The 22,614-nt window shown below is 62.4% G+C and carries 18 protein-coding genes and 1 pseudogene; 16 read left to right on the forward strand and 3 right to left on the reverse strand.

Annotated elements, in window-relative coordinates; genetic code table 11:
- The first annotated feature begins 1 nt into the window (after position 1).
- From tssF to FJ426_RS14300, 13 genes are all read left to right on the forward strand, one after another.
- On the forward strand, positions 2 to 1,876 hold the full coding sequence (gene tssF / locus FJ426_RS14240) for a type VI secretion system baseplate subunit TssF (RefSeq protein WP_140560454.1): 1,875 nt from the start codon (positions 2 to 4) through the stop codon (positions 1,874 to 1,876).
- Positions 1,840 to 2,907, forward strand: coding sequence for a type VI secretion system baseplate subunit TssG (gene tssG / locus FJ426_RS14245; RefSeq protein ID WP_140557374.1), 1,068 nt, complete (start codon positions 1,840 to 1,842; stop codon positions 2,905 to 2,907). Before tssF ends, tssG begins: the two co-directional genes overlap by 37 nt.
- Positions 2,904 to 4,376, forward strand: coding sequence for a type VI secretion system-associated FHA domain protein TagH (tagH, locus tag FJ426_RS14250; protein WP_140560503.1), 1,473 nt, complete (start codon positions 2,904 to 2,906; stop codon positions 4,374 to 4,376). Before tssG ends, tagH (FJ426_RS14250) begins: the two co-directional genes overlap by 4 nt.
- A gap of 3 nt (positions 4,377 to 4,379) precedes the next feature.
- Positions 4,380 to 4,832 carry a type VI secretion system lipoprotein TssJ gene (gene tssJ / locus FJ426_RS14255; RefSeq protein ID WP_140498291.1) on the forward strand — a complete coding sequence of 151 codons (453 nt, stop codon included), beginning with the start codon at positions 4,380 to 4,382 and terminating at the stop codon, positions 4,830 to 4,832.
- 38 nt (positions 4,833 to 4,870) lie between these two features.
- A complete protein-coding gene (gene tssK / locus FJ426_RS14260; RefSeq protein ID WP_140560453.1) occupies positions 4,871 to 6,205 on the forward strand; it encodes a type VI secretion system baseplate subunit TssK in 1,335 nt (444 codons plus the stop codon).
- A 4-nt stretch (positions 6,206 to 6,209) separates the two neighbouring features.
- Complete coding sequence (gene icmH, locus FJ426_RS14265) at positions 6,210 to 7,532, forward strand: type IVB secretion system protein IcmH/DotU (protein WP_140560452.1); 1,323 nt, start codon at positions 6,210 to 6,212, stop codon at positions 7,530 to 7,532.
- Position 7,533: 1 nt separating this feature from the next.
- On the forward strand, positions 7,534 to 11,070 hold the full coding sequence (tssM, locus tag FJ426_RS14270) for a type VI secretion system membrane subunit TssM (RefSeq protein ID WP_140560451.1): 3,537 nt from the start codon (positions 7,534 to 7,536) through the stop codon (positions 11,068 to 11,070).
- On the forward strand, positions 11,052 to 11,591 hold the full coding sequence (gene tagF, locus FJ426_RS14275; RefSeq protein ID WP_140560450.1) for a type VI secretion system-associated protein TagF: 540 nt from the start codon (positions 11,052 to 11,054) through the stop codon (positions 11,589 to 11,591). The genes tssM and tagF overlap by 19 nt, the downstream gene beginning before the upstream one ends.
- A gap of 2 nt (positions 11,592 to 11,593) precedes the next feature.
- Positions 11,594 to 12,391 carry a DUF4150 domain-containing protein gene (locus FJ426_RS14280; protein ID WP_140560449.1) on the forward strand — a complete coding sequence of 266 codons (798 nt, stop codon included), beginning with the start codon at positions 11,594 to 11,596 and terminating at the stop codon, positions 12,389 to 12,391.
- An 11-nt stretch (positions 12,392 to 12,402) separates the two neighbouring features.
- Positions 12,403 to 12,870, forward strand: coding sequence for a hypothetical protein (locus tag FJ426_RS14285; RefSeq protein ID WP_140560448.1), 468 nt, complete (start codon positions 12,403 to 12,405; stop codon positions 12,868 to 12,870).
- A 13-nt stretch (positions 12,871 to 12,883) separates the two neighbouring features.
- Complete coding sequence (locus FJ426_RS14290; RefSeq protein ID WP_140560447.1) at positions 12,884 to 13,372, forward strand: hypothetical protein; 489 nt, start codon at positions 12,884 to 12,886, stop codon at positions 13,370 to 13,372.
- A gap of 1 nt (position 13,373) precedes the next feature.
- The gene (locus FJ426_RS14295; protein ID WP_140560446.1) at positions 13,374 to 14,462 is read left to right on the forward strand and encodes a DUF2169 domain-containing protein; all 1,089 of its coding nucleotides are present in this window, start codon (positions 13,374 to 13,376) and stop codon (positions 14,460 to 14,462) included.
- Between the two features lie 107 nt (positions 14,463 to 14,569).
- Positions 14,570 to 15,496, forward strand: coding sequence for a beta-ketoacyl synthase N-terminal-like domain-containing protein (locus FJ426_RS14300; protein ID WP_181171976.1), 927 nt, complete (start codon positions 14,570 to 14,572; stop codon positions 15,494 to 15,496).
- Positions 15,497 to 15,510: 14 nt separating this feature from the next.
- Here FJ426_RS14300 and FJ426_RS14305 read toward each other — a convergent pair whose 3' ends face one another.
- From FJ426_RS14305 to tssI, 3 genes are read right to left on the reverse strand one after another with little or no spacing between them, the layout of a single operon-like run.
- Positions 15,511 to 16,674: a hypothetical protein gene (locus FJ426_RS14305; RefSeq protein WP_140560444.1), complete on the reverse strand. Its 1,164-nt coding sequence runs from the start codon at positions 16,672 to 16,674 to the stop codon at positions 15,511 to 15,513.
- Between the two features lie 10 nt (positions 16,675 to 16,684).
- The gene (locus tag FJ426_RS14310) at positions 16,685 to 17,107 is read right to left on the reverse strand and encodes a DUF6484 domain-containing protein (RefSeq protein WP_140560443.1); all 423 of its coding nucleotides are present in this window, start codon (positions 17,105 to 17,107) and stop codon (positions 16,685 to 16,687) included.
- Between the two features lie 11 nt (positions 17,108 to 17,118).
- Positions 17,119 to 19,446 (reverse strand): type VI secretion system tip protein TssI/VgrG, encoded by a 2,328-nt coding sequence (tssI, locus tag FJ426_RS14315; RefSeq protein ID WP_140560442.1) that lies wholly within the window; start codon positions 19,444 to 19,446, stop codon positions 17,119 to 17,121.
- Positions 19,447 to 19,721: 275 nt separating this feature from the next.
- Here tssI and FJ426_RS32170 point away from each other — a divergent pair.
- The 3 genes and pseudogenes from FJ426_RS32170 to tssL all read left to right on the forward strand — a co-directional run.
- Positions 19,722 to 19,991 (forward strand): annotated as a pseudogene (locus tag FJ426_RS32170) (FHA domain-containing protein); the annotation flags it as partial.
- A complete protein-coding gene (gene tagH, locus FJ426_RS14320; protein WP_318013162.1) occupies positions 19,992 to 20,771 on the forward strand; it encodes a type VI secretion system-associated FHA domain protein TagH in 780 nt (259 codons plus the stop codon).
- 465 nt (positions 20,772 to 21,236) lie between these two features.
- The gene (gene tssL, locus FJ426_RS14325) at positions 21,237 to 22,601 is read left to right on the forward strand and encodes a type VI secretion system protein TssL, long form (RefSeq protein WP_348640085.1); all 1,365 of its coding nucleotides are present in this window, start codon (positions 21,237 to 21,239) and stop codon (positions 22,599 to 22,601) included.
- Positions 22,602 to 22,614 lie beyond the last annotated feature (13 nt).

The following is a 22,614-nucleotide window of genomic DNA, read 5'->3' on the forward strand; positions in this document are numbered from 1 at the left end:
GATGGATCGGGTCTTCGTCGAATATTACGAGGAGGAGTTGACCCACATCCGCGGCCTTGCGGCCGAATTTGCCGATATGCATCCAGCGGTCGCGCGCAACCTTTCCCTCGACACGGTCCCCTGTCCGGACCCCTATGTTGAGCGGCTGCTGGATGGCGTGGCTTTCCTCGCGGCGCGCACCCGGCTAAAGGTCGACGCCGAGCGTTCGCGATTTTCGCGCAGTGTGCTCGACGTTCTTTATCCCGATCTGGTCACCCCGGCGCCGGCAACGGCGATGGTGGTGCTCAAACCAGGCCAGCAGGTCCAGACCATGCTCGACGGCCACGTCGTCAGGCGCAACACCCGGCTGGTTTCCAGCCTGCGGCCCGGCCTTTCGACGCGCTGCACTTTCTCGACCGCGCAAGAGACGACCCTGTGGCCGATAGCAATCACTTCGGTCAGCTATTTTCAGGACCGCAGCGCGTTGGCGGCGGCCGGGATGGCCACGGTCGGCGGTGTGCGCGGCGAGGCGGCGCTCCGCATCACGCTGGCCCCGACCGGAAAAGGCAAGCTCCACGAATTGACGCTCGACCGGCTCGATATTTATTTTGCCGGGCGAACCAAGGCGCCGCTGCTATTCGACGCGATCTTCGGCACTTGCTCAACCGTTGGCGCACGCGCTGAGGGCAAGAGCAACCCGTTGTCGCCCTTGCCAGCGCCCGAAATGGTTGGCATCAGCGACGACGAAGCCTTGATGCCGCGTACCCGCCCGACATTCGAAGGATATCGCCTCCTGCGAGAATACTTCATAATGCCCGAGCGCTTCCACTATGTGCGGGTTTCGGGGCTACAGCCTGTCGTGCGTCGATGCGACGGAGGGCTTGAGATCGTCTTCCAATTCAGGCGTCCGGTGCCAGAGTTGGCCGATCTGACATCGGCCGACTTCGAACTTTTCGCAACGCCGATCATCAATCTTTTCGAACGTGAGTGCAACGTCGTCGAGATCGATGCGCGTAAGACACGCCAGGTTTTGCATGCAGACCGCACGAGGGCGCGCGACTTTGAAATCTATCGGATCATTCGTGTTGAGGACGCCGACACCGAAGGCAACGACGCCGAAATTCCGGAACTGTTCAGCCTGGGGCAGAACAGCGGCAGTGGGTGGGTCTACTCAACCGAGCGGCGCCCTCGGCGCGCGACCGAAGACGAACGGCGCGACGGTCTAACGCGCACGTCATACACCGGCGACGACGTTTTCCTGGCCGTATCGCGACCGCTCGCAAGCCCGGCGTACCGACCTCTGAAGCGTCTCGACGTCGTAGCACTGTGCACCAATCGTGACCTGCCGATCCTCGATGACAATCCCACATTGACGCTTGAGGCCGGCGACCCGGTCGAAATCGTCAGGCTCCTTGGAGCCCTGCGTCCACCGCAGCCGGCGATCCCCGCAGCACTGCCCACAGGGGCCGAGGGTGAATCGCGCGCCGACGATCTCGCCTGGCGGCTGGTGGCACAGCTCATGCTCAACTTCCTCAGCCTTGCCAAGGAGGGCCGCGGCGTCGACCCGTTGCATGCGCTTCTCGATATCTATGCCGACCGAGGCGATCCCAGCCTGGCTCGCAATGTACATTCGATCGCCCGCATCGACTCGCGGCCCGTCGTGGAGCGGCTTCAGATCGAGGGGCCGATGTGCTTCGGACGCGGCACCGAGGTGACGTTGCATGTCGATGAATCCATCCTGGCTGGCCAAAGCACTTTGCTGCTTTCGGCTTTGCTGGCGCGGCTGTTCGCCCGATATGCCGGAATAAACGGTTTCGTGCGGACCCGCACGCGGCTGCTGCAGAAGCAGGAGGATGTGCCATGGCCGATGACGCCCGGCAATCGCTCCCTGATCTAGACAAGCCCAGCCCAAACCCCGCTGAAGGTCTGTCCGAAGGGTTCGACTTTTTCGAATTGCTGCGCCGTCTCGAACAGCAAAATGCCGTGTTCGGCCATTCCGGCCGTCCCGACCGTGAGCCGGCAAGGCTTGGCCAGCATGTGCGCCTCGCCTTCTCGGCCAGGGACCTGGTCCATTTCCGCGAAGCCGACAACGGCAAGCCGGCCCGGGTCACGATTGCAAATCTGGGTCTCTTGGGCCCCGAGGGTCCAATGCCGCTGCATCTGACGCGCTGGGTGCTCGACCGGCTGTCGCAGCGGTGGTTCGCCGGGGCCAACGCACAGCTGACCAGCGACACTACTTTCGTCGATTTCGTCAACATTCTGCAGCACCGCATGATCGCCCTTTACTATCGGGCGTGGGCGGATGCGAATCCGGCCGTTCAGGTTGAACGCGCGGTCGGTGGCCGGGTTCGCGCCATGCTTGCGGCCATGGCCGGTATCGGACTTCCCGGCACCCGAAACATCGATCTCGACATGGTGAAGCTTCGCCAGGCGGCTTCGCTCGCCAGCCAGGTCGAGGGCCCGGAACGACTGACACTGTTCCTGGCGGAAGCCTTCAAGGTGCCGGTAAAGATCAAGGAATTCGTCGCCGCCTGGACAATCATACCAGCAGGCCTCCAGACCCGCCTCGCAAAATCCTTTGCTGTGCTCGGTCGGGGGGCGACGATCGGCCCACGCGTTTTCACCCGCCAAAGCAGGATCGAACTGCGGGTCGGCCCTTTGAAGTATGATGATTTCAAGACATTCCTGCCGGGCAGCCAGCGGCTCAAACTGTTCCAGCACGCGGTTCGCGACATGGTCGGAGAATCTCTCGATGTCGATCTGCGTATCGTGCTTGCGCGTGAAGCAGTGCCGCCGCCCCGTATCGGAGCGGTGCAGCTCGGCCGAACCGCCTGGCTTGCGCGACCCGCTGAAAGGGGAGATGCTGATGATATGCGGCTGCGCACAATCGTCGGATGGCGGCCGGAAATGGCGGGGGGCGCGGCATGAGTCTGCTGCTAACGCTAGAGCAAGGGCCACGCACCCAGGCGGTGCGGCAAACTCGCCTGGACGAAGGTGAGCTGGTGATCGGCCGCAGCGCCGATGCAGGCTGGCAGATCGATGATCCCGACATGTTCGTTTCACGCGCTCACTGCAAAATCTCTGGCGGGCGAGATGGATATTTCGTCACCGACACATCGAGCAGCGGTTTGTTCATAAACGATTCCGATAGCCCGCTTGGTCCAGGCAAGTCCGCACGCCTTCAAAGCGGCATGCGGCTCAGGCTGGGCGATTACGTCGTCTGTGTCGACCTGCAGATCGCGGCCGCTCAAGCGCCCGCAGTCATCCAGCCGGTACCAGAACGTCTGCCAGCGGCATCGCGGGCGCCGGTAAGCATCGGCCGCGATGACTTCTTTTCCGCCAAGGTCGAAGAAGCGCCGCAACCGCCTCGACCTGCTGATCTGCCGAACCCATTCGAGCAGCCGATCCCAGGGGCGTTCGAGCGCGCGTCCTCCGGCCAGCGCAACTCGCCTGCTTTCGACGACCCGTTCAGCCTCGATCCGGTTTCAACGCCGGTGTCGAAAAACGCCGCCGTTTATGTCGAGCAGGGCGGGGTGGGCAGCCGGGCGGATCCATTCAGCCTCGACCGGCCCCCCCCTCCCAGCCACGGAGCTGAATCCGCAGCGGGAAAGCTGTCCGACTTCAACGATGATTTTGGTTTCGGACCGGTCTCCTCGCCCAGTTCGACAAATAACTCGGCCTCGACCGGCCAGCGCGAGCGCATTGCCCAACGGCCACCATCCGCCAATCCCTGGGATATTCCCGCGCAACCGGCCGATGTCCTGCCTCCAGCGCGCATGGGTGCTGCTTCCAAACCTGCCCGCCCGCCGGCAAGCGCGCAGCCCGCCGAGATGGCGCTCCGCGCCGCCTTCTTGCGCGGCATGGGCGTCGAGGAAGCCGATTTCCCCGGGCGCGACAGCATCGTGGAAATGGAGAAGTTCGGCCGCGAATACCGGCTGATGATGGAAGGGCTGATGCAGCTTCTGCGCAAGCGGGCCGAGGAGAAAGGAAATGCTCGCGTCGCCCAGACAATGGTCGGTGCCTCCGAAGTCAATCCGCTCAAATTTCTGCCGTCGGTCGACGACGCCATCGTGACGCTGATCGCCGAGCGCAGCCCCGGATTTCTCGCCGGGGAGGCGGCCATCGCCGATGCAGTTCGCGATCTCGCGCAACATCACGTGCGCGCTTGGCGAGGCATACAGGCCGCTTTGCGACGGATGATCGATCGTTTCGATCCCGCAGCGATCGAGGACGAGCTGAAATCGAATTCGGCGATCGGCACCCTGCTTTCGGGCGGGCGCGGCGCCAAGCTGTGGGAGCTCTATCAAAAACGCCATCGCGAAATCGCCGAAAGCGCGGAAAAAAGCTTCCTTGGCGAAATCGGCACTGATTTTCGAGATGCATATGAGGAGGAGTAAGCCATGATCGACCGACGTGAATTGATGATTGCCCTGGGCGCGACCGGGCTGGTTGCAGCGTGCCAGAGCGGTCCGCCAAAGCCGTCGGTGATCACCGTCAACGTGACCGGCGGGGCCGGCATGAATCCGGGGCCAGGTGGCGGCGACCGGCCGGTGACGGTTCTCGTGATGCGGTTAAAAAGCACCGGCAAATTCAATTCCGCCGACTATTTTGCGCTGCAGGGGGATGCCGGCAGCGCACTCGCAGGAGATCTTATCGGTTCCGACCAGATCGCCGTCGGGCCCGGAAAATCCGCATCCAAGACCATCACTGTCGAGCCGGACGCGACGGCTCTGGGCTTCGTTGCACTGATCCGCGAACCTGGCGGCAGGAACTGGCGGACAACCAAGTCGGTGTCGCCGGGATCAAAGTTCACCATCAATGTCACGTTGGGCAGCGGCGGCATCTCCGCCTAGCAGCCAAGGTAAGGGAGCTCAATGCAGAGAGTAGCGGCATGAGCGATGCAAACAGGGTGCTATGGTCCGAAGGACTTTTCCTGCGAACCCAGCATTTCCAGCAGCAGGATCGTTTCTTCGAGGCGACGGTGCGCGGCGCGTTGCAGGCCGGACAACTGCATACGTTCGGCTTTCGACAGCTGACGCTGGACCAGGCATTGCTGGAATCCGGCCAGGTCGCGATCCTGTCGGCCCGGGGCATCTTCCCGGATGGGACACCTTTTTCCATTCCGGATTGGATGGACGCGCCGCGACCGCTGCCGGTCACCCCCGAGACGGGCGCAGGGCCGGTGCTGGTCGCCTTGCCGCTGGAGCCTCCCGGTGGTGTCGGCTTCGATCCGGCACACGCCGCCGCCTCTGGAGCGCGATATCACGGGCGGATCGTTTCGGTGCGCGACGCTGTCCAGGGCGGTTCGGATCCTGAAGAAATAGAAATCGCCCGTCCGCAGGCGCTGCTGCTTGCACCTGGCAAGTCGGTTGGTGGCTACACCGCCTTGCCGATAGCCGACCTCAACGGAGTTCGAGCCGATGGCGGCGTCTCTCTGGACGAGACCTTCCTGCCACCGGCACTGGTTACCGGCGCGGTGGCCTGGTATCGGCAATTGCTTCTGGAAGTTGTCACCGGCCTCGACCAGATCGCCGAGGCGCATGGCAAGATGGTCATGGGCGGGCCTGGGCGCAGCGTCGAAGATCTGTTGATGCTCAATCTCGCCAATGCGGCGCGTCCGCGTCTGGCTCACATGCTGGCGCAGGATGTCTTCCATCCGGCCGAGCTTTACCTGGAACTTGCCGGGCTCGCCGGTTCGATGGCAACTTACGGATCGAGCGCGCGGCGGCTGGGCGAGTTGCCCGCTTACGATCACATGGCGCCCGGCCCTGCCTATTCGGCGCTGGCGGACGCGCTGCGCTCGCTCATTCTCAGCCTTCGTTACATCGAGCCGAAATCGCGTGCGCTGCCTGTCATGCGGCACTCGACCAATGTCTGGAAAATTCGCATCGACAACCCAAAGCTGCTGGTGGCCAGCCGCATCGTCATCCGGGTCGGCTCGGAGCTGTCGGAGGATGCCCTGCGCAAGATCTTCGTCAATCAGGCGACCGTCGGCTCGGCCGACGAGTTCGAGGGCCTGTGGAAATCGCGCTTGCCCGGCATTCCGCTAAAACCGCTTCATTCCCAGCCACGCGAAATCCCTTACGACGGCGATCGACTGTGCCTCGAATTGGATCAGAAAAGCGAACACTGGGCCTCGCTGCTCGACGCACCAGGCTTCGTCATCGGTGTTTCGGGCGTGTTGCCAAGCGAGCCGCAGGTGGACTGCTATTCGGTGAACAGGTGAGATCATGAGCCGCGATGATCCTTTCGGACTGTCGGAGGATCGCGAACGCACTCGCATACGATTGAGCGGCGCGCCGATGCCAAGGCCCATGGCGCCACTTTCGCCGGGCGCACTGGTAAAACGCTCTCGCACCCACCCGAACGCGCTTGTCAACGCCTTTGCGCCCTTGCTCGAGTTCGCCCCCGAGCTCGAAAGCGCAATGCCGCCAGACAATCCGGAAGTCTTGCGCACCCGTTTGCTCGAAGAACTGGTTCGGGCACGCGACACGGCTATGTCGACGGGGTCCTCGATGGAGCGAGCCGACCAGGCAGCTTGGGTGGTGGCTGCGTTGCTCGACGATCTGGCCCTGAACACGCCTTGGGGCGGGGCCAGTGCCTGGCCGCGGCAGCCGCTCGTCGTCATGCTGCGCGGCGATGTCGATGCCGGCACGCAATTCTTCACGCGACTCGACGAACTGGAACGACATCCTAACCGGGACCGAGAATTGCTCGAACTGCAGTACCATTGCCTGGCGCTCGGCTTCCGTGGCAAATATCGCGTGCCCGGCCGCTCAGGCGACCGCTCGCTCAATGCGGTTCGCGTGGCGACGGCCCGCTTCCTGCGCAATGCCGACGCCGAAGGCGCGCCTTTAGCGCCAAACTGGAAAGGTGTCATCGCCTCCGACCAGCCGCAGCGCTTCATCGTGCCGATCTGGGTCATGGCGCTCGGTGCTGCGGTTGCAGCCGCGGCGATCCATATCGGGCTGTCGATGGGACTGAGCAGCCAGGCGGTCGAGCTTTCCGCACTTGTTCGTGCCCTGCCACCGCCTGCCCGCGGCGACATCACCCGCGCGTCGCCCAAAGTCGACGCCCCGCCACCGGAAAAAGTGGATTTTGCGCTGTTGCCGGAATTCCAGGCGGGGGCGCCGGCCGAGCTCAAATCTGCTCTCAGCGGCACGGAGAGCGTTTCACTGGCCAAGCTGATCATCCAGGCCTCCAACCCCGAACTATTCCAGTCATCGCGGCCACAACTGACCGATGGTTTCGAACCCTTGATCGGTTCGATCGCCAAGGTGATCCTCGCCAATCAGGAGCTGATCGGAAACATCACGGTGGTCGGCCATACTGACAGCGTTCCTTTGCAAAAGACCAACCCGCTGTCGACCAACCAGCGACTATCCGAGGCTCGCGCCCGGACGATTGCCGACATGCTGGTTCAAAACGGAGTGCCGCAGGATCGCGTCCATTCGGAGGGCCGGGCTGCCACCGATCCTGTGGCCAGCGACAGCACGCGCGAGGGGCGAGCCTTGAATCGCCGCGTCGAGGTGCTCGTCGAAAAGAGGCTGTGAGATGTTCATCCTGCGCTTCCTCTGGGCGGTCCTGACATCGCGCTGGCTGTGGACGCTGATCGGCCTGACGCTGCTATCCCTGGTTATCTGGATCTTCGGTCCGATCGTCAGGGTTGGTCCCTACGACCCCTTCGCCTCCGAAAATGTGCGCATCGTCATCATCGCGCTGCTGGTCATCTTCTGGCTGGTCTGGCTGATCGTTGCCCAGCGCCGGGCGATCCGCGCCAACCGCATGTTCGTCGCCGAGATTGCCGCGCCAGCGGTGGAAAAGCCGCTCAGCCCAGGCGAAGAGAACGTCGCCGCCGTGGGCGCCAAGTTCGCCGAGGTGATGACCGAACTGAGGCGCCGCAAGCTGGGCGGGCGCAAGTTCCTGCGCGAGATGCCTTGGTATGTGATCGTCGGGCCGCCGGCCACCGGCAAGACCACCGCCTTGCGGCAGTCCGGACTGAATTTTCCGATCGACCTCACAGACGACTTGCAGGGGGTCGGTGGCACGCGCAACTGCGACTGGTTCTTTTCCGAAAACGCGGTTCTAATCGACACCGCCGGCCGCTATGTCCAGCAGGAGAGCCAGCCGGATGTCGACGCGGCCGAATGGCTCGGTTTCCTCGACCTCTTGAAGAAACATCGCGGCCGCCGTGCGCTGAACGGCGTAATCGTCGCGCTTTCGATCGACGTCCTTTCGGAGGGCGACGAGGCCATCAAGGCGCACGGGCGCAAGATCCGCCGCCGGTTGGCCGAGCTCAACGACCGGCTTGAAATCCGCCTGCCGGTCTATCTGATGCTGACCAAGGCCGACCTGATCAAGGGCTTCGAGCCGTTCTTCGGCGGCCTGTCGACCGCCTCGCGCGAACAGGTGTGGGGGACGACCTTCGCGCTGGATGCGCGCGTCGATGGCAAGACCATCGAACGAGAAATCGCGACGCTGGCGACCGAACTCGAGCGGCGCTTGGTGACGCGCCTGGAGGACGAGGACAAACTCGCCGCCCGTGCCGAAATCTTCAGGTTTCCCGCCCAACTGGCAAGCTTGTCCGAACCGATACAGGTGCTGGTCGAAGCCATGTTCGGCGAAAGCCGGTATGAGGAGGCTGCCTGGCTGCGCGGCCTCTACCTGACATCGGCGACGCAGGAAGGAGCGCCTATCGACCGGCTGACCGCCGCGCTGTCTTCCTCCTTCGGTCTTCCGCCGCGGCGCGCCCTGCCCGCATCTCGGGTCGAGAAACGCAGCTTCTTCCTGAAGAACCTTCTCACTGAAGTCATCTTCAAGGAAGCAGGCCTCGGTACATTCGACCCGCTGGCGCAACGCCGCCGCGCCTGGATCTGGCGCGGCGCCGCTGCCGCATGCTCTGCGGCGGCGTTGCTGGCAGGCGGCCTGTTCACCTGGTCCTATTTTGACAACCGCCATGCGATCTCGGCGCAGGCAGGCCAGTTTGAAGCGCTGCAAACACCACTGACCTCCGCTGCCGCAACCCCGGCATCGGTGGAGCAGCCTGTCATGGACGGCGCGCTCGAGGCGATGGACGCGGTCGCAAATGCCCGGACAGCACCGCCGGGCGCTGCCCACGATCTGCTTGGCCCATCGGCCTCGGCGGAACTGGTCAGGGCACAGGCCGACACTTATGACCACGCCCTCCGCAACGTGCTCGAGCCCCGGATGGTGGCCCTGCTCGAGGCGACGATGTGGCGCCAGATCCGCGATCCCGACTTCATGCTCGGGGCGCTCAAGACCTATCGCATGATGACGGGCCTGTCGCAGATGGATCCCGACTACGCCCAGAACTGGTGGGTGAACAGTCTGCCCGAATTCGCGGCCGCGGCGCCATTTCCGACAGCCGACGCCGAAGAGCATCAGCTTGCCGCGATCCGCCGGATGACGGTCGACGAAAGCTATGTCGCGCCGGACCAGGCCCTGGTTGCCGAAGCTCTGAAAACGGTCTGCACGATTTCGTTGCCGGCGCGTGGCTACAAGCAGTTGTTGGCCGATCCGGCAGTGGCCGGGCTGAAGGAGTGGATACCGGCCAATTTCGCCGGCCCAAACGGCGGCAAAGTGTTTGCACGGCGTTCGGGCAAGACATTACGCGTCGGCATTTCGGGCGCTTTCACCTATTCCGGCTTTCACGACGTCATTCTCGACCGCATCGACGATGTCGCCGCCCAGGCGGCGCTCGATCGTGCGGTTTTCGCCGGCGGTTGCTCGGAAAATTCCGAGACATCCGTCTCGGCGCTGTCCGAGGATATTCTGAAGCTCTACTACGACGACTACATCGCGCAATGGGACAGCTTCCTGCGCGACATGAGGCTTGCATCATTGACCGATCTCAATGTCGCCGGCGAAAATCTGAAAGATCTCTCGAGTGCTGATTCAGCGCTGAAGCGGCTGCTTACGGCGGTCGTCCAGGAGACAGAACTGACCCGTTCCGACGAAGCGCCTGCCGACGACAAGGCGGCAGCCAAGGGCGCTTCGAAACTACTCGGCAAGCTGGGTAAGCTTGGCAAGCTGGCGACATCGGGTGCGAAACTACTTCCCCGCGCCGGATCCGCCAGTGAGGTGGACCTGACCGGCAATCTGGTGGCCGAACATTTCAAACCGCTGAAGAGCACCATCGCAGAGGTCGACGGCCAGCCACCGGCGCTGGATGCTGCCGTTGTCGCACTGACCGCGCTTTCGAACGTCCTGCAAACGGTCACCGCGAACCCCAATCCACAGGACGCCATCAAGAAACAGGGGGGCCTTGCCGAACTGACGGGCGCGGTGGCAAGGCAGGCCCAGATTCTGCCCGATCCCATCAACAGCTGGTTGGGCGGGATAGCCGGCGACACCAGCAATTTGACTCAAAAGGCGGTCACTTCGGAACTCAACGCCATCTGGCGGGCCGACATACTGCCTTTCTGCCAGGCGGCGCTGAACAATCGCTATCCCTTCAGCGAAGCCAGTGCGGTCGACGTCAACGTGCACGATTTCGCCCGCCTGTTCGGGCCGGCCGGGCTGATCGACGGTTTCATCAACGACCACCTGATCAATTATGTCGACACGACCGGCGAGCCTTGGAAGTGGCGCGCCGATTTCGGCCTCGACCCTTCGGCGCTGGCGGCGTTCGAGCAGGCCAGGCACATCCGCGACGATCTTTTCCCCGGGGGTGCCGGACCGGTGATGAGCTTCACGCTCGAACCGAAGGATTTGTCTCCCAACCTCACGCGCGTCACGCTCAATCTCGATGGCCAGAGCCTCGTCTACTACAACAACGCAACGCGGCCGCAACCGATGACCTGGCCCGGCAAGGACGGCACCGGGGTCATTTCGCTCGCTTTCCAGCCGATCGACGGATCGCCCGAAATCATGCTCAACGAGACCGGCAGCTGGGCATGGCTGAGGATGCTGCGCAGCGGCCGCTTCGCCGGCACGGCGCTGACTGACGTCTACACTCTGCGCCTAGGCACGAAAGGCATGTACGCCGATTTCGAGCTCAAGGCCGCCAGCGTCGAAAACCCCTACAACCTCGAAATGTTCAAGAAATTCACATGTCCACCGCAGATATGAACGCGCCCGGCTTCTACGGCAAGATCCCGGCGACGGGGGATTTCGTCGCTTGGAACCTGCCGCGGACTTTTATCGACCGCTGGGACCGCTGGATGTCGATGGAATTGCTGGCGCGGCCGGATGAAGGTGAGTTGGACTCGCGTGTCTGGCGCTTTACTATGCAGCCCGGTATTTTTGGTGACCTACCCTGCGCCGGCGCATGGCGCATGAGCGAGGACCGTGTCGGGCGCCGATACCCCTTTGCCATTGTGCGGCTTGGACCGCCACCGGAACCTACCGCCAGATGGTTTGACGAAATCGCCGCCTGCCTTAACGGCGCTGTGGAAGGAAACTGGTCAACCACCAAGCTAGCAGAGACGCTGGCCTTGCTGAGAGAGACGAGCACGGGCGACGCTTCCGCCATAACGTTCTGGTGCGATGACTTCGACGTCATCGAGTTTAGCTTCGCTGATATCCACGACCTCGCCGACAACGCCTTGCCGAAGCTACGGGCCACCAAGCCCACAATCGAGGATATCTGACGATGGGCCTTACTGTCTTCGCTGAGAGCATGGGCTTTTTTCACAAGGGGAGTGGTGGCAAGGGCATTGCGCCAGGCGACGTTTGTCTCAGCCCTCCTCCGCCACCGGCCGGGCCGGTGCCTGTGCCCTATGTAAACATGCTGCAGGCCGGCGACCTTATTAAGGGAAGCAAGAGCGTTAAAATTGATGGCGAGCCTACCGCGCTCGAGAACGCGTCCGAGATTATGATGAGTTCCGGCGACGAAGGCGGTGTTCAGGGCGGCAACGTCGTTACGCACAAGATCAAGGGTAAGGGCTTCTTCATGCTCTGGTCCTTCTTGGTGAAAGTCGAGGGCAAGGGGGTTGGCCGCCACGGCGATCCGATGGGCCAGGCGGCGGCATCCGCGCCCGCAGGGGCATGCGACATGTCCGCCCTTGCCCGCTTCAAGCGACGCAAGGCTTTCTCGGGAAAGAAGAGATGCTCCCGTCACTACGAGCGTTCAGGCAAAGGATATGGTCCTACTCCCACGCAGACTGCCCATATCCAAGGCAAGCCGTGCTGGGTGATCGGGCCAACAGGAGCACGTTGCGGAAAACCGGGCAAGACGGCCGACCACCAGCCCCCGATCGTCATCGCATGGTACAAAGGTGGTTGCCGGAACGGAGCAGCGTTCAAGAGGTGGGCAACATCCAACGCCGCAGTTCAGCCACAATGCGCCAACCACAGCCTTAATAATGTGCAGAAAGGTATGGCCCATTTCACGCGGTATAATGAGACCATTGCCCAGGTTCAGCAGCGCATCAAGACCTATCTGGCGTAGGACACACGCGCATGAATGCCTTCGATCGCCTGTATGGAAATTACGTTTTTGACCTGCGTGAAGCCTTAGGCGCGGCCAACGAGTGGTGGGCAAAGCTTCAGGTGAAGATTGCAGGCGAAACCTCTTCAAAGGAGGAAGCCGCCCGTATAATCGAGGCCCGCTGGCCGTTCGGTCCGTCCTCGCATCCATTCGTGCTGGCGGTCTTCCGCAAATATTACCTTAGCGTGGTGGCGATCAACGAGGAAATCGAGACCTACGGCGACGCACGTGATTCTGTTGAAAGGATTCCGCCGTCGGAGGACGACTGGGGTATCGACGACGAAGATGATGACAATCGGCGATTTGAAGACGGTGTTCCAATCGCTCCCTGGCTGCTGCTCGTGGATGCGCTGCATGGCGAGGACGAGGATCTCGTCGACGCCGTTGTTTGGCTGGTCTACCAGCCGGTTGGTCTCGACGCCAGCGACCACGTGGTCTGAGAGGAGCCGAGCCATGTCCCCGATCCTTACTCAGCATCGACGCGAGCAGAACATTCGTCGCCTTCTGGAAGCGCCGGACGACCTCATGCTCTCCGGCGCGCCGCTTGCCGGATCGGCCGTGCCACAGCCGGGAGCGCCGCCACATCGCGAACTGTTCGCGACCTATCTCGACCAACTCCGGCCGCACGTGGAGCGTGTCGCCTCTGATTGGCAGGAGGCGATGACCTATCAGACCGTCAGGCTCGGCAGCCCCGAGGCCGCGCGCGACTTCCTAACTCAGGAATATCCGGCTGGTCCTGCTGCCGATATGCATTTCATCGCCGTGGTGCGCAAGTTCTGGCTGGCCTGCGACGCCCTCAACGACGGTGGAGCCGAATCCGTCGACCCGCCGATATTCCTACTTGCATGGGTGATCGAAGCTGGCGAGAACCTTTGCGTCGAAGTGCTGGCCAGCCAGCCCTACTGGCCTGTCGGCCTGTCCAAAGAGGGGCGTTGGTGCTGACATGGCTGCTTTCAACGTCTGGATAGAGAACCGCACGCCGTTTGCCACCGCCACCATGGTACAGGTCGACGCTGAGGGTCAGGAACTCATGGTCGCCATGTTCTCCGCGAGCTTCGAGGCGGCCGACGCGGGCGCCCCATTTTGGCCGGCCGCCGAACAACTTCCCGTGGCGTTGAGCGACGAGCCGTTCGGCGACCCCGCAGCCTCCTCGATACGCTATGAGGCCGATATCGCGCCAGTGAAGACGGTCGCCGAGGTCGTGGTCAATGGCACCGCATACGCGCCGAACGACAAGCCGGTTCGCGAGATGCAGGTTGGCTTGAGAATTGGCGTAGTGCGCAAGGCGCTTCAGGTTGCCGGCGACCGTATCTACGACGCTGGCAGCTATTCGACGCCGCACCCTTTCCGCACCTTGTCGCTGGTCTATGAGCGTGCATATGGCGGTACGACCGAGGACGGGCGCGTCGAAACACGCAACCCGGTTGGCGTTGGCTTCCACCATGCTCGCTCGGCCGACCCTGCGGTAAAGACCCATGCTCCCAACATCACCTATCCGGGGGAACCCTATCTCAGTCCTTCCGACCGGCCGAAGCCTGCGGGATTCGGTGTAATCGGGCGGGGGTGGCAGCCTCGCATCCGTTATGCCGGCACCTATGATCAAGCGTGGACTGACACGCAGTGGCCCCTTCCGCCTAAGGACTTCGATTCTCAGCATTATCTTTGCGCGCCGGCCGACCAGCGCCTGCCGCAGATACTAGGTGGGGAGGCTGTGACGCTAGTCGGGCTAACGCCCGAAACCCGCTGGGATTTTCGCCTCCCATCCGTCACCGCGCCGGTACGGCTGATCTTCGACGATCGCATCGAGAACGCTGCGTTCCGGGCCGACACGGTAGTGATCGAGCCTGATCTCAGACGCGTCACGCTCAAGGCCCGTCTTGCGGTCTTGACGCGGCGCAACGCGCCCGCGCTGCGGGAGATCGTCTTCGGCCACGTGACACCGATGTTCCTTACTGCTGCCCGCAAGGGCAAGGAATACACAGGCATCGGCGGTGACGGAACACTACGCGACCAGCCTGTGTGGCGGCCATGAGGCGACCGCTTTATATCACAGGCGCAGGCGCAGTCACAGCTGCTGGCCTCAACGCTGCGCAGACGCTCGCCGCTATACGCGCCGGTCTATCAGCAGTCGATGCGTGGATGACCGAGGAGGGCGAAACAATTACCGTTGCCCGCGTGCCGGCGCGCTCCCGGGTACGCCGAAACGAAGGCGAGTGGCTTGCCAACATAGCCGCCCGCGCGATCAACGAAGCGATGCGCACCGGCGAATCGCGCACGGAGGCGACGGCGATTCTTATGACTCCACCTGAGAGCTTTCGCCAGCATACCGCCTACGGAGACATCCGCCCGTCAGCCTTCCCTGGCGCGATCATTGCGGCGACGGGGCAGCACTTCCACCGCGCGTCACGGGCTGTGGACGGCGGCGCGGCGGCCAGTCTCGGCCTCCTTGAACGCGCCATCAATATCCTAGAAACTGAGGGCGCCGAGCAGGTACTGCTCGGCGGCGTCGACAGCCTTGTCAACGACACCGATCTAGCCCGGCTGGCCCGGGCCGGACGCCTTTCTGGGGATGACAACGCGCAGGGTCTAGTGCCAGGCGAAGGCGCCGTCTTCGTACGTCTCACCCGCGAGCCTAAGGCGGTGGATCGTGTTCATGTGGCGATCCACGGCGTCGGCACGGCGCAGGAGACCGATGGCGTGTTATCGAAGCGGTTCAGTCAGGGCCGGGCAATGCTCGGTGCCCTGCGCGATGCGATGAGCGGACCGGGTCCGTCCGAACCAGACATCAATTTCGTCGTAAGCAACGGCAATGGCGAGCGCTACAACGGCTGGGAGCAACTCATTGTGCGACAGCGCTTTTACCGCACGAGCCGTGAAATCCTGCCCACCGCCTATCCAGCGATGACGATCGGCGACGTAGGCGCTGCCGGAGGGGCGATGGCCCTGATGCTGGCCGCTGATAGCTTTGTGAACGACTATGCGCCCGGGCCGACCGCCATCTGCGAGGTGTCTTCCGAAGGCGGCCTGCGCGCGGCAGCGGTGATGGCCGGCATGACCCGCCGCTAACCCTGCGGCCGAACTCACATCCAAGCCGAGAACCGGCGCGTCCTGCGCCAATCGGTCAGCGGCGCATCCGGCTCAACGAGTGCGGCGCGTATTGCGTCCAGCCGAAGCCTGCGCATCGAATGGAAGGGCTCGTGATTGCCTCCGCCGCGCACCTCATCCCACCACGCCGTGATGCGATCGGCAACCGGAAGCGGGCTGGCGGTCAGGAATTCAAATTCCCTGCCGAGCAAGGCCGGATCTATCGTGAACAGGTTGGTATCATTGAAATCCACGTCGAAAAGATCTCGCAGCGCCAGCCCGGCGGCGAAGACAAGCTCCGGCTCACGCATCTTGGCGATCAGCCAGGGCATGACCGACCGGTCGCCAAAGAGTCCGATCGCCGCTGTTGCGGTGGCGCGCAAGGCAGACTGCTTCAAATGGTCCTGCAACCAGCCCCTGCCGGTCTTCAGGGGCGTCGTCAGAAGGCGCATCTCGATCGCCGCGGGCGCGAGGCCGGGTTCTGCCAGCACTATCCGGTCGAGCGCCGAGTGAGCCGAGCGCGCTTCGCCAAGAAGGCAAGCCGCAAGAGCGGCAGTCAGACGTTCCTTCGGCGTGTCGCCCTCAAGTCCGGCCAGCACCGCCGGAAGGAGGTCGCGCCGTTTGAGCCCGCCGGCAAGCCGAAACGCACGTCCACGAACATCCGGGCACGGATCGCTCAGCAAAACGCCGAGGCGGGCACCGGGATCCACGCGATGATGCCAGAGTGCCGCGAGGCCGAGGGCGCGCAGCCGCGCGTCGCGCGCGTCCAGCCAGTCCGCCATGAACGGACGCAGGTTTTCGCGCGGCGTGCGCGCGATCGCGCCGGACAGGCCCGACACGCCAACCTCGCCCAGCGTCGCCGCGGCGTCAATCGCCGAAGCAACGGCTTCGGAATCGCCCCAGCGCAACGCCAGCGCGCCAAGCACGAAAAGCTCGCCGAGTTCGGCATAATCGGCGAAATGCGCCTGCGCCGCCTCCCAACCGGCTTTTCCGGACGCCATCAGCCCGTCGAGATTTGCATTCAGGCGTTGGTCGATGCGGCCGATATCGGTTTCGCCCAGGATCGGCCGATCGATTTCATGGCGGCGACGGAACCAGAGGAAGGCTGCGTTGCTGGCGTGCTGGTCGACGATGGCAGCGATAGACGCGATACGCAGCATCGTGAATGCCTCAGTTGAGATGGATGGCTCCGCCACGGATGCAGTTGGTGCCGCTGGCCTGGCTCGTCAGCTGGCTGCCGCGAATTGTGATACGCCCATCCTTCTCCAGGATGATCGACGCCTGTCCGCAGCGCAGCTCAATGCGCTGGTCTGCGGTTATCGACACCCGTTCACCGTCGCGGAGGATCTGCAGGTCCTTGTTCTTTCGCAGGGGCTCAACGATTCGTCCCACCACAAGCGGCCTCGTTGGATCGCCGCCTTCAAAAAGTAACGCCACTTCCGAACCAATGGCGGTCGAATCGAGCTCGGCCAAGCTGCGCGCCGGGATCGCAGTCTCGCGGGGATTGCCGACAAAGACCACAAGCGGCATTCCGCCGTCAATGCCGATCACAAGCCCGATTACCACTCCGTCAATCCGATTGAGCACATCCATATTGCCTGTCCTCAATTATTGTGAACGTTGCTGCCTTTAATATTCACATTGCTGGAAGCACTGATGTCAATCTTACCGCCGCCCTTTATGGAGATATTCTTCCCATCGATCAGAATCGTTCCATCCTTCTTCATAGTAATCGATGCACTTCCGCATTCTAATGTGATCGAATCCTTCGCATTGATCGTTATATTCTTGCCAGAAGCGATCGACATGTCTTCAGCGACGTCGATGGCGCTGCCCTTGCCGACCTTGAGCGAATGCGCTCCGTCGATTTGAGTGCCGTCGTCCGCTGTGATCTTGGCGGCACGGCCCTTGCCGATTGTCGAAGCATGATCGCCGTCTACCTTGAATGTCTGATTTCCATTAATTTTCACCGTCTGGTCGGATTTGACGGTCCAACTGTCGGAAGCACCGACGTCATGGCTCTGCCCCAGCGCCACGCTGACGGAGCGGGTCGCGCCGATCGTATTTTTCTGAAACCCGGCGACAGAGCGGGTTTCCGCGGCGCCGACGGTGTCGAAACGCGCCGCCTTCACCGTAATCGTCTGTACAATCCCCACTGTCTGAGAATGATTGGCGTCGATGTTTTCCGTCGAGTTCGACACGACATGAATGGTCTCGTTGGCCATGACTGTCAGCGAGCGGTTGGCGCCCACTGTCTCGGTGTCGTTCGAGCCGATGTTGGTGGTCTGGTCGACGCCGATCTTGACCGTCTTGTTGTTGCCGACGTCCTCGTCGAGGTTGTGGCCGACGGAGTGTTTGGCGTCGTGGTCAATGCGGTCGGACTGATCGTGCTGGACCAGCTTTGTGCGGTCATGCTTGATCAGAAGGTTGTGATCCTTCTGCGCCTGGAAATTGACCAGTTCGGAGCCGGCCTTATCCTCGAACATCAGTTCGTTGTAGCCGCCACCGCCTTTGGAAGAATCCGACTTCCAGCCCGATTGTGTGGCGTTGCCAGGCAGGCCGTAGGGCGGCATCTGCGAGGCATTGTAGACCCGGCCGGTGATGATCGGCAGGTCCGGGTCGCCTTCGATGAAGTCGACGATGACCTCCTGGCCGATGCGCGGTATCTGGATGAACCCCCAGCCACTGCCGGCCCAGCTCTGCGACACCCGTACGAAACAGGAACTGTTCTGGTCCTTCTTGCCGACGCGGTCCCAATGAAACTGGACCTTCACCCGCGCATATTTGTCGGTGAATATCTCCTCGCCGAATGGACCGACCACCGTCGCCGTCTGCGGGCCGCGCATGATCGGTCGTGGCGTGGTCCGCGGCGGGCGATAGGGCAAGGCTGTCGGCGCCACACCGAGGACCACTTTGAAACTCTCGCTTTCGACGTCGGCCTGGGCTCTATAGCCGGGGTCAAACAGCCTGTATTCGGCGCTGACCACCAGATATTCCTGGTTCTGGTCTTCGCGCGGAAAACCGTCCAGCTTGAACGTGCAGCCGGAATACAAGCCGCGCACGGTGCCGGCCGCGGCGATGCGCTGGTGCAAGGCCTGGATCTCCTCGCGCCGGATCGAAGCCAGGCTGTCGCCCCGGCTTACTTCGAGATGCGCGCCCGGCTGGCGGTAGTTCTCACCCGCGGACAGTTTGTGACTGAACGGCTGGGCCGACTTGGCCATGAGGTCGGCGCCCGGCTTCTTGAAATCATAATCGGTGTGGGCATAGGCGCCTGGGCGCACCGAGCTGCCCGGTATCCATTCGGTGATGTATTCGACGTCGCGCCGGGAGCCCTGACCTTCAAAGTTATAGAGCACTTTCTCGTAGCCCGGCGCAGGCTTCAGCTTGCTCATCGCATCGGCCAGGACAAGCGTATGCTTGCCGTCATCGTGCTCGAAGAAATAGAAGATACCTTCGTGCTCCAGCAGCCGCTGCACAAAGTCCAGATCGGTCTCGTCGTATTGCACGCAGTATTCACGCGCCGGATAGGACCCTTGCAGGCGTAGATCGAATTCGGAAATACCGTATTTCTTGAAGACATCCTTGACGATGTCGACGACGCTCTTGTTCTGGAAAATATAGCAATCTGTGGTGTTGCCGAGAAACCAGAGCCACGGCCTCATGACGGCCTCGTAGTAGGCTAGCCGGTCCTCCATGCGGGTGAGCCGAAACTCCGATACGATTCCACTGAGCCAGCGCTTTGGATCGGATTCACCTTCGATCGAGACAGGCCCGCCCAGCATCTTCAACGGGTCGATATCGGAGTCTGTGCTCACGAACCCGACCGTGTAGGCAAAGCAACGGCTGATCTCATCGCGTCCGACAAGATGCGTGAAGGTCAGCAAATCGGAGCCAACCGGTGTGCGGACAACGGTGGCACGTTCATTCGGCATGGGTCGAGCCCCCTCCTGGACGCGGCCGCCAATGTGATGGATTTGAAGTTCCCGCTATATCAACGGTGTCATTAGCGGTGTTACGTTCAGGAACTTTCCAAATCCGCCACGCCAGGCCATGTTTAGCCTACCACATGTTTTCCCGCTGACCAAAGAGGACAGGCGGGCGACAGAATCTTATCCGTCGACTCGTCGGCTTGAAACGCCGCTGTCCTGTTTTGCCTGCAAGCTGCTAGAATGTTGGAGTATCGATCAACGATCGACGGCGATCTTGGATGTACATCAGTCTGCGGATCAACAATGTCGACGCCCTGCTCGCTGGCACCTCGACCAGCTACGTGGCGCGTGATAGCGGCTTCGAAATCGGGCGCGATGCTTGTGACTGGACCTTGCCCGACCCCGACAAGTTCATCTCGGGTCGGCACTGCGAGGTTCGATACGAGGCGGGCGCGTTCTGGCTGTACGACATCTCGCGCAACGGGACCTTCATCAATGGATCGAGCCAGCGCATGAGTGGCCCGCATCGGCTGGTCGATGGCGACCGGATGCTGATCGGCCGCTATGTCGTCTTGGTATCGGTCGAAGAAGAGCGCGCCACGGCAGACCACCCCAGCCGCGATTCGACACAGCGGGAAACGCCGGTCGCGACAGGCCGGCCGCTGGAGTTCGGAGATGGGCCTTTCTTCGAGCCCGCGCAGCAACGGTCGGCACAGCGCATTTCCGCGCCGACATTCCCGTCGCCCGCCCTGCCCTCAACCAGGGACGAGGTGCTGCGGGAGATCGCGATCGCAGCCGGCATTTCGCCGGAATTGCTTCAATCGCGCGACCCCCATGAAGTTGCCGCCGAAATCGGCGCGGTCTTGCGGGACGTGGTCGAGGAGCTGACCCTGCTGCTGAAAGCACGCGCGGCCGCGAAAATGTTGGCCAAAAGCACACAGCGAACGATGATCAGCGCCGCCGACAACAATCCGATGAAGTTCGTTCCAGGAACCGACGACATCCTGGAAATCATGTTCGCCCGGCGCAGGACCGGCTATCTTGATGCCAGGCGCAGCATCGAAGATGCGTTCCGCGATCTCAAGACTCACGAGTTTGCCACTTATGCCGCGATGCAAACCGCGCTCTCCCGGCTGCTTGACGACCTGTCGCCCGAGGCGATCGGCAGGAAACTCCCGCCTACCTCGTTTACGAGGAAGAAGAGCCAAGCCTGGGACGTCTATGTCGCGACATGGCGGACCATGGAGGAGGCACATGAAAACGGCATGCTTGATATATTCCTGGCCTATTTCAGCGAGGCCTACGCCAAGGCCGGCAAGCAGAAATAGGAGACCCCAGGAAGGCACGGCCCCGGGAAACGTATGGCACATGGCCAAAAATGCATGGCACGGCAGTCGGCGAAGAAAAGTCTCGCTGACGCCGGCGGCCGGTTCCAATCGACGATTTCTGAGATTACGATCGCATAAGACAGTTCGCCAAGCGGGTAAGACTCATTAAGCTGGGGGTCTGCGGCAAATGTCATGCCACGGCGGGATAGCATCTTCTAGCCACTGCCACGGCCGGCAGCGGCTGTTTTTCCTTTACCCGACTGGAAACCGTTCTGCGCCCATCTCACCCCATCGCCGGCGCCCCGCCTGCACGGACGATCTGCGATGAGTTCGGAGGACGACCCCTTCGGCCCGGCGGGCAAGACGGTCATTCGCGCAAATCCGCGGAGCAAGCAAAAATCGACGCTAATTCCCGAGCTGCCCGTCGCGGACCGAGGCCAGTCCTCTCCAATCAAGGATTCGACGGTGTTCGATCCAGGCGGCGGGCGGTCGCCAGGCTGGGCATCCGGAACCGTGATTTATCAAGGTGGCCCCGGCGATGTTGGGGCGCCGGCAGGCTCTGCTGGAACTGCGCCGGCGACAGGGATCGAGCAGGAAAGCCTATTCAACGCCGGGAGCGGCATCAAATACGCCGCGGCAAACCCCATTCTCGCCGCGGCGGCACCTTTGCTGATGCTGCTCGGACAGTTCAGGCTCTTGCCCGTTGAAAGACAGGCGGCGCCATTGGCGCAACATGTCACCGAGGCGATTGAGAAATTCGACCGGATAGTTGAGAAGTCAGGGGTTGCCGAAGAGGATGCCCGGATCGCGAAATTCGCCCTCTGCGAAACCGCCGACGATCTCATCGGTAACCTGCCCTGGCCCAGGAATGACGCCTGGGCGCCACACGGGATGCTGCGGCAATTCTTTCACCTCGAGCCCACCGGCACCGGCTTCTACGAAGCGCTGAACAAGATCCTGGCCAGTCCCGAAAAACACTACGATCTGCTCGAACTGATGCATGCCTGCCTGTCGCTGGGTTTCGAAGGCCAGTATCGAGGCGTGACGCGACAAGACAACAATCTCGAACGCGTTCGTCGCGACGTCTACGAGACGCTTCGCTATTTCAGGCCGCGTTCCAGTGGAGACATCTCGCCGCATTGGCAGGGCGTAGCGGCGACGATGGCGCAGTCCTCCGCCCGCCTGCCGCTTTGGGTCGTCGCGGCAGCGGCGACCGCGTTGCTGACAGCGGCGTTCTTCGCATTGCGGGTCTTCATAACCAATGAAGGCGAGGCGGTCGCGGGTGAATTGCTGGCGCTCGACCCATCAACACCAGTCGTCATAGAACGCGCCAGCGTGGCGCCGTTGGCTGAGCCGGCGAAAGTCACCCCACCAGCGGCCACCGCGCAGATTGATCGTATTCGTGCGGCATTGGCCAAGGATCTCGAAGGCGGCGGGCTGACCATCGGCACCAAGGGCGACTTCATCGTCGTGGAGATCAACAATCTCCTGCTGTTCCAGTCCGGCAGGGCCGAGGCGAGGCCGGAATTCCAGCCCATTGCCACCGACATCGCCGCGGCTCTGGAACACGAGCCTGGACCAATCCGGATCGTCGGCCACACGGACAATGTGAAACCACGAAAGTCGAGCGCGTTCAAATCCAACTTCGACCTTTCCGTCGCCCGGGCGAAGGCAGTCGAAGTGTTGATGGCAGTGAAATTCAGCGATCCCTCGCGACTGACGGTCGAGGGTAAAGGCGAGGACGAGCCAATCGCCGACAATGCGACACTGGATGGCCGCGCCAAGAACCGCCGTGTCGATGTGATGATCCCCCGGGAGGAAACACTGTGAGCACGGCCCGCTG

Source organism: Mesorhizobium sp. B2-6-4, from assembly GCF_006441495.1.
GTDB lineage: Bacteria > Pseudomonadota > Alphaproteobacteria > Rhizobiales > Rhizobiaceae > Mesorhizobium.

Coding starts and splice junctions, on each gene's coding strand:
- tssF (WP_140560454.1), top strand. CDS start 2: ATGGATCGGGTCTTCGTCGAATATTACGAGGAGGAGTTGACCCACATC.
- tssG (WP_140557374.1), top strand. CDS start 1,840: ATGGCCGATGACGCCCGGCAATCGCTCCCTGATCTAGACAAGCCCAGC.
- tagH (WP_140560503.1), top strand. CDS start 2,904: ATGAGTCTGCTGCTAACGCTAGAGCAAGGGCCACGCACCCAGGCGGTG.
- tssJ (WP_140498291.1), top strand. CDS start 4,380: ATGATCGACCGACGTGAATTGATGATTGCCCTGGGCGCGACCGGGCTG.
- tssK (WP_140560453.1), top strand. CDS start 4,871: ATGAGCGATGCAAACAGGGTGCTATGGTCCGAAGGACTTTTCCTGCGA.
- icmH (WP_140560452.1), top strand. CDS start 6,210: ATGAGCCGCGATGATCCTTTCGGACTGTCGGAGGATCGCGAACGCACT.
- tssM (WP_140560451.1), top strand. CDS start 7,534: ATGTTCATCCTGCGCTTCCTCTGGGCGGTCCTGACATCGCGCTGGCTG.
- tagF (WP_140560450.1), top strand. CDS start 11,052: ATGTCCACCGCAGATATGAACGCGCCCGGCTTCTACGGCAAGATCCCG.
- FJ426_RS14280 (WP_140560449.1), top strand. CDS start 11,594: ATGGGCCTTACTGTCTTCGCTGAGAGCATGGGCTTTTTTCACAAGGGG.
- FJ426_RS14285 (WP_140560448.1), top strand. CDS start 12,403: ATGAATGCCTTCGATCGCCTGTATGGAAATTACGTTTTTGACCTGCGT.
- FJ426_RS14290 (WP_140560447.1), top strand. CDS start 12,884: ATGTCCCCGATCCTTACTCAGCATCGACGCGAGCAGAACATTCGTCGC.
- FJ426_RS14295 (WP_140560446.1), top strand. CDS start 13,374: ATGGCTGCTTTCAACGTCTGGATAGAGAACCGCACGCCGTTTGCCACC.
- FJ426_RS14300 (WP_181171976.1), top strand. CDS start 14,570: ATGACCGAGGAGGGCGAAACAATTACCGTTGCCCGCGTGCCGGCGCGC.
- FJ426_RS14305 (WP_140560444.1), bottom strand. CDS start 16,674: ATGCTGCGTATCGCGTCTATCGCTGCCATCGTCGACCAGCACGCCAGC.
- FJ426_RS14310 (WP_140560443.1), bottom strand. CDS start 17,107: ATGGATGTGCTCAATCGGATTGACGGAGTGGTAATCGGGCTTGTGATC.
- tssI (WP_140560442.1), bottom strand. CDS start 19,446: ATGCCGAATGAACGTGCCACCGTTGTCCGCACACCGGTTGGCTCCGAT.
- tagH (WP_318013162.1), top strand. CDS start 19,992: ATGCTGATCGGCCGCTATGTCGTCTTGGTATCGGTCGAAGAAGAGCGC.